A 6,210-nucleotide genomic window follows, 5' to 3' on the forward strand; every position below is an offset into this window, starting at 1 on the left:
CACCCAATTCCTTCTCTTTCAGATACAGAAACCCTGCGAGGGCGGCTATCGAACCGCCAACGCAGTCGACGATCAGATCCCACATCGTGTCCAAAAGCCCGGACTTCTGCATATTAAGGCCGAACAGCTGGTCTGCCGCAAATTCGAAAATTTCCCATGTGACGCCCACCGCCACGGCACAGCTGAACGTTATAAACGCCAGCGCCACGGGCGGCGCCGAATACCGGTCACCTTGGAACAGCATGAAAACCAACAGGAAACTGAACAGGCCGAAACCAACCGCGGAGCCGCCATGCAGCAGGACATCCCACCACCAGTATTGCTCATAAAAATCAAATGCTTCGCCCAGAAAAACCGTGGCAAAGATAAAGACTACGATCAGAGATACGAAGCTGACGGGCAGCTTTACCGCAAATCTGTTGCTGAAGAATACAGGAAACAAGGTCAACAGAAACGTCACCAGACCCACTGCCGCCAAAGACCAGTTCGAACTGACAAGGCCTGTGACCGTCGCGCTTAACAGAACGATCCAGACCGCGTATGTTGCCAGACCCTTGTTTGCCAGAGAAAATTGCAAGTTCCGCTTCCTGTTTGCTGGTGGCACCCTTATTACAATACGCTTTCAATTCCATCTCTCAGCCAACCGCTGTTCCTAAACGGATTCACGACACGGGGATATGGAATTACGGCGTTTCGTCACTATGTATGTTGAAAGTTACCAGACACAAAGACCGAAGTGAAAATAGCGAGCTACAATATACGGAAATGCATCGGACTGGACCGCAGAAGGAACCCTCAAAGGGTTCTGTCTGTTCTGGGCGATCTCTCCATGGATATCATTGCCCTGCAGGAAGCCGATAAAAGGCTCGGGCGCAGGCCTTCTTCGCTGCCTGTGGACCAAATCGAGCGTCAAACCGGCTTGCAGCCGCTTGATATCGGACGCGCTGGCCCCAGTCTCGGATGGCACGGCAATGCCCTGTTGATTAAGCCGGATGCAAGTTTCGGAGATGTGGAATGCCTCGATCTGCCCGGGCTGGAGCCGCGCGGGGCGATTATTGCCGACATCAACCTGAAAAACGGACTTTCGGTCCGGTTGGTCACTGTGCATCTGGGACTGCTTCGCAAGAACCGGATACGCCAGATTGCCTATATTCAGGATGCGATCGCAAACAGACCCAACCGCCCGACAGTCATCACAGGCGATTTCAACGAGTGGTCCGACACCAAAGGCCTCGAAGGGCTGGCCGGGAATTTCAATATCCTGGCCCCTGGGAACAGCTTTCACGCGGCACGGCCAATCGCAAAGCTGGACCGTTTCGCCCTTTCCACAGACCTGAATGTCAAGGATGCAGGCGTTATAGACAATAGCCGCGCGCGGCGCGCATCCGATCACCTGCCGATCTGGGCCGAACTCGGGGCATCTCCGGCTGCCCAAATCGCACCGGAAGGCGGCACGGGACCAATCCCCATACTGGGTTAGGGGCCGCCGGGAATGATAGGCAAAGGCACTTTCGGCCGTGGCGAAACGGAGGCCGGAACGAAATCATCTGCTACCAATAAATAGACTACATCGCTGCAGATTGGTTCTAGCCCGTCTTCTCTGCGCGGACCACGGCGCGCCTATACAAATGCCAAGACGCGTGGCCCAGAACCGGCAGCACGATGATCAATCCGAGGAACAACGTGATTACGCCCACCGCGAGCAAGGCTGCGACTATCGCACCCCAGGCGGCAACGGCCACGGGGCTCTTCATGGCAATATCCACAGATGCAATCACGGCTTTCGGAACACCCACGTGACGATCCAGCAGCAGCGGGAAAGACACGAAACTGATCGCAAGCACGACGGCCGCAAAGACGAAGCCCGCGGCCACGCCGGCTATCAACATTGTCCAGCCCGCGCCCGTCGTAAAGATTTCCCTAATGAAGGCCGCTGCGCTGACCGGCGGCTCCGGACCGAGCGTCAGGCCATAAATCAGATAAGCGGTCAGCATCCAGACAGCAAAGATAGCCAGCAGGTATCCCCCCAAAATCAGGATAGGAACAAACGACGGAGACTCGATCACAGCGAATGCGTCGCCCCAACCGGCTTTCCGGCCCTGCTCTCTGCGGCGGCTCATCTCGTACAAACCGACGGCCGCGAACGGACCCAACAGCGCGAACCCTGCGACAAGGGGAAAGAGAAGCGGCAAGAGGTCCCGGTGAAAGGCAAACCATGTCAGCAGCAGCCCGATTATCGGATAGATGACGACTATAAACATAACATCCGTTCGGAATGCCGCGAAGTCTTCCACCCCTTTCTTCAGGGCAATGCGGAGATCGGAAATATGCAAATCCCTGACCTCGATCGGCGCCGTGTCCTGCGCGCCGATTTCCCTGGTGCCTGTTTCAACGTAATGTGACCCGCGCCCGAATACATGCGCAGCCCACGACAGGGGGTTACCTATTGTCTTGGCCATGGTGCCCTCCGCTCGCTCTGGCGTTGGATGGGCCTCGTATCACTCGGAACGCTCAGAGGCCCAAGGATATCAAATTGTTTATAAAGTATATCAGAAAAACGCCCATTTGTCTTGTCGGCAGCAAAAGGTTCACAGCAATTTGCATTCCACGCGAACGCCATCATGCCGAATTTCGCGTTGCAAGTGCCAGATGGCAGGGAACCGCCCAAGGGCAAAATTCAATCCAGTGAATTTTGAAAGTAATGCCGAACGCACCCGGAGGATTAGTGAAATCTCAACAATTTGCCTATTTACATCCCTATGGGGTGTTAGGAGATTTTCGGGGAGATCAACGGCAAACAGTTAGCCGCAATCGGGCATTATTTTACTATTTTACTTGAAGTCCCGGGGGGCATCCCCTATCGCGCAATCGAGCTTTCCTACACCATGACACTGCTTGTCCCGATCCCGATGAAGGGTGACGTGGTTTTGTCCACCCAGCGCAAGGTTGCATTGAGCAACTGAATGTCAGGCGCTTGGCGGAGCCGCGGCCCCGGCGAGAATAAGTTGCGGATTCAATTCCCAACGAATTATGTCACTTGCGACCCGGAATGCAGACAGCAGGATAGACCTGTGTGTAAAATTCCATTAACGATTTTGACATTCGCTGGTTGAGAACCGCAAATCAGCGAAGGGGCATTGTTGATAGCTGCTGTCGGTGATCGCAAGTTTTATGCGGTCACGGCGCGGGTTCCGCACAAACGGGATCGTCACACCTGCTTCCTGATCAGGTCTTGGTAAATCCGGTTCGGACAAAAAAGATAGGAACGGGAACACAATGCGGGATCACATGCATCTGATGCGCTCAAAGCGGTTTCTGCCGCTTTTTGTCACCCAGTTCTTCGGCGCTTTCAACGACAATGCCTTCAAGAACGCCTTCCTTATCTGGTTTACATATGACGTCGCCACCGACAGCGGGATAGATGCGCCGATGATGGTGACGCTTGCCGCGGGCCTGTTCATACTGCCTTTCTTTCTGTTTTCGGCCACCGCCGGACAGTTTGCCGACAAATACGAGAGGTCCCGCTTCACGCGGAAGATCAAGTTCTTCGAAGTGATCCTGATGCTGGCGGTGTCAGCCGGATTCTTCATCGGCAGCATTTATGGCCTGCTGCTCGTTTTGTTCATGATGGGGGTCCAGTCGACGTTCTTTGGCCCTATAAAATACAGCCTCTTGCCGGAACACCTTAACGATGACGAACTGATCGGCGGCAACGGCCTGATCGAAGGCGGCACCTTTCTGTCGATCCTGTTCGGCACGATCTTCGGCGGCCTGATAATAAGCACGACCTACGGCATCGAAATGCTGTCGCTGGCGCTCGTCGGGTTTGCACTGGTCGGATGGATCAGCAGCCGCTCCATTCCCCTGGCACCCGTCGGCGACCCTAAGCTGAAAATCGGCTGGAACATCTTTCGGGAAACCTGGAAAATCATCGGCTACGCCCGAGAGGAGCGCACGGTGTGGCTGTCCATCATCGGTATTTCCTGGTTCTGGTTTGTCGGCGCGACCTTCCTGACCCAGTTTCCGATCTTCACCAAGGAAACCATCGGCGGCAACAACCATATCGTGACCCTGTTCCTGACGATCTTTTCCGTCGGTATCGGCATCGGATCGGTCTGGTGCAACAAGCTTCTGAAGGGCGAGATCAACGGTCGTCTGGTCCCATATGGCTCCATCGGAATGACCGTCGCTATCGCGGTTTTCGTCGCTGCGTCCATGCAGTACAGCGCCGACCGCATGGTGTATCTGGAGCAGGTACTGAACTATCAGGACCGGATATTGGGTCTTACGGAATTCTTTTCTGTTAGCCTGGCCAGTTGGGGCATTCTCGGCGCTCTGCTGTCGCTGTCGATCTGTGCCGGCATCTATATCGTGCCTCTCTACACGATTATGCAGCACCGCAGCGATGACAAGTATCTGGCGCGGATCATTGCCGCAGCCAACGTGATAAATGCCCTCTTCATGGTCTTGGCAAGCGTTGTCGCACTGTTGCTCTTTTCTCTAAACTTTACATCGATTCAAATTCTTCTCGCCGTTGGGGTGTTAAATATCCCGGTCTTTTTCCTGGTGCGGGGTATCGTGCGGCGGAGGCTCAATATTGCTTAAATCAATCCTCAAATGGCTTCTTACAAAACTCTACAGGATCGAGGTAAAAGACGCCGAAAACTACGAAAAGGCGGGGCCGCGCGTTTTGGTCGTCGCCAATCACCTGTCTTTTCTGGACGCAACTCTGATTGCGGTGTTTTTGCCCGAAAAACCGATGTTCGCGGTCGACAGCCACATCGCGCAGCGCTGGTATTTCAAGCCGTTCCTGAGTCTGGTGAAGGCGTTTCCGCTCGATCCGACTAACCCGATGGCCACCAAGTCCATAATCAATGAAATCCGCAAGGACGAAAGCTGCGTGATTTTTCCCGAGGGGCGCATTACCGTCACGGGATCACTGATGAAGGTCTATGAGGGGCCGGGGATGATCGCAGACAAGGCTGGGGCCATGATTCTGCCGATCCGCATCGACGGGGCTCAATACACGCCTCTTTCACGGTTGAAAGGCAAGGTCCGCACCCGATGGTTCCCGAAAATAACCATGACATTTCTACCTCCGCGCAACTTCAACATCCCCGAAGACATCAAGGGACGCCGACGCCGCCATATGGCAGGCGCAAAGCTGTACGATCTGATGAGCGAGATGCTGTTCGACAGTTCCGACCTCAACAAAACCCTGTTCCGGTCCGTCATCGACCAGTCCCATGTTCACGGCCGCAAGCATGTCATTGCCGAGGATCCGACGCGTAAGCCGATGAACTACGGCCAGCTTCTGACCCGCAGTTTCGTGCTGGGGGCCAAAATTTCAGAGGAAACGGAACAGGGCGAATATGTCGGCGTAATGCTGCCGAACATGGTCAGTTCAATCGTGACGCTGATGGCCATTCAGGCCTACGGTCGCGTTCCGGCGATGCTGAATTTTTCCACCGGGGCGCAAAACCTGCTGTCTGCCTGCAAGACCGCCGATATAAAAGCCGTCTACACTTCGAGACAATTCGTCGAAGCTGGCAAACTGCACGACTTGGTGGAGGCCGTTGAAAAGGCCGGCGTCAAGGTGACCTATCTCGAGGATTTAACCTCGACGGTGGGCTTGCTGGACAAGCTCAGGGGATTGGTCGCCGGATACTTTCCGGAAATGACCTATCGGCGGGTCAGCAGCAGACAACCCGACGACGCGGCGGTCGTCCTGTTCACTTCGGGTTCAGAGGGCACGCCGAAGGGTGTGGTGCTGTCGCATGTCAATATTCAGGCGAACCGTTTCCAACTGGCCTCGCGCATCGATTTCGGCCCAACGGATATCGTGTTCAACGCGTTGCCGATCTTCCATTCTTTCGGCCTGACGGGCGGAACCCTGCTGCCGCTATTGTCCGGTATCCGGACCTTTTTCTATCCGTCGCCCCTGCACTACCGGATCGTGCCGGAGCTTGTTTACGCGGCGAATGCGACAATCATGTTCGGGACGGATACGTTCCTGTCGGGCTATGCCCGCTTCGCCAACGCCTATGATTTTTATTCCGTCCGCTATGTATTTGCAGGCGCCGAAAAGCTGAAGGATGAAACCCGCAGGCTGTGGTCAGAAAAATACGGCGTACGCATTTTCGAGGCCTATGGAGCCACAGAAACCTCGCCCGCCCTGGCGGCCAACACGCCAATGCATAACAGGCCGGG

At 55.1% G+C, this 6,210-nt stretch carries 5 protein-coding genes; 3 read left to right on the top strand and 2 right to left on the bottom strand.

All coding sequences use genetic code 11. From position 1 onward, the window contains the following. On the bottom strand, positions 1 to 577 hold a 577-nt coding region (locus AC221Y_RS18690), incomplete at its 3' end, for a DUF2238 domain-containing protein (RefSeq protein ID WP_486708010.1). 159 nt (positions 578 to 736) lie between these two features. On the opposite strand from AC221Y_RS18690, the gene AC221Y_RS18695 reads away from it, so the two are divergent. Beyond that, entirely contained in the window at positions 737 to 1,480 is a 744-nt protein-coding gene (locus tag AC221Y_RS18695; RefSeq protein ID WP_486708011.1) for an endonuclease/exonuclease/phosphatase family protein, read from the top strand. Between the two features lie 106 nt (positions 1,481 to 1,586). Here the strand turns inward: AC221Y_RS18695 and AC221Y_RS18700 are convergent, their stop codons facing one another. Further along, positions 1,587 to 2,459: a DUF2189 domain-containing protein gene (locus tag AC221Y_RS18700; RefSeq protein ID WP_486708012.1), complete on the bottom strand. Its 873-nt coding sequence runs from the start codon at positions 2,457 to 2,459 to the stop codon at positions 1,587 to 1,589. Positions 2,460 to 3,297: 838 nt separating this feature from the next. On the opposite strand from AC221Y_RS18700, the gene AC221Y_RS18705 reads away from it, so the two are divergent. Continuing rightward, positions 3,298 to 4,605 (top strand): MFS transporter, encoded by a 1,308-nt coding sequence (locus AC221Y_RS18705; protein WP_486708014.1) that lies wholly within the window; start codon positions 3,298 to 3,300, stop codon positions 4,603 to 4,605. Further along, positions 4,598 to 6,210, top strand: a 1,613-nt coding sequence (locus tag AC221Y_RS18710) for an AMP-binding protein (RefSeq protein ID WP_486708013.1), incomplete at its 3' end; no start/stop codon positions are given. The genes AC221Y_RS18705 and AC221Y_RS18710, both read left to right, overlap by 8 nt.

It is taken from the genome of Boseongicola sp., from assembly GCF_057460485.1.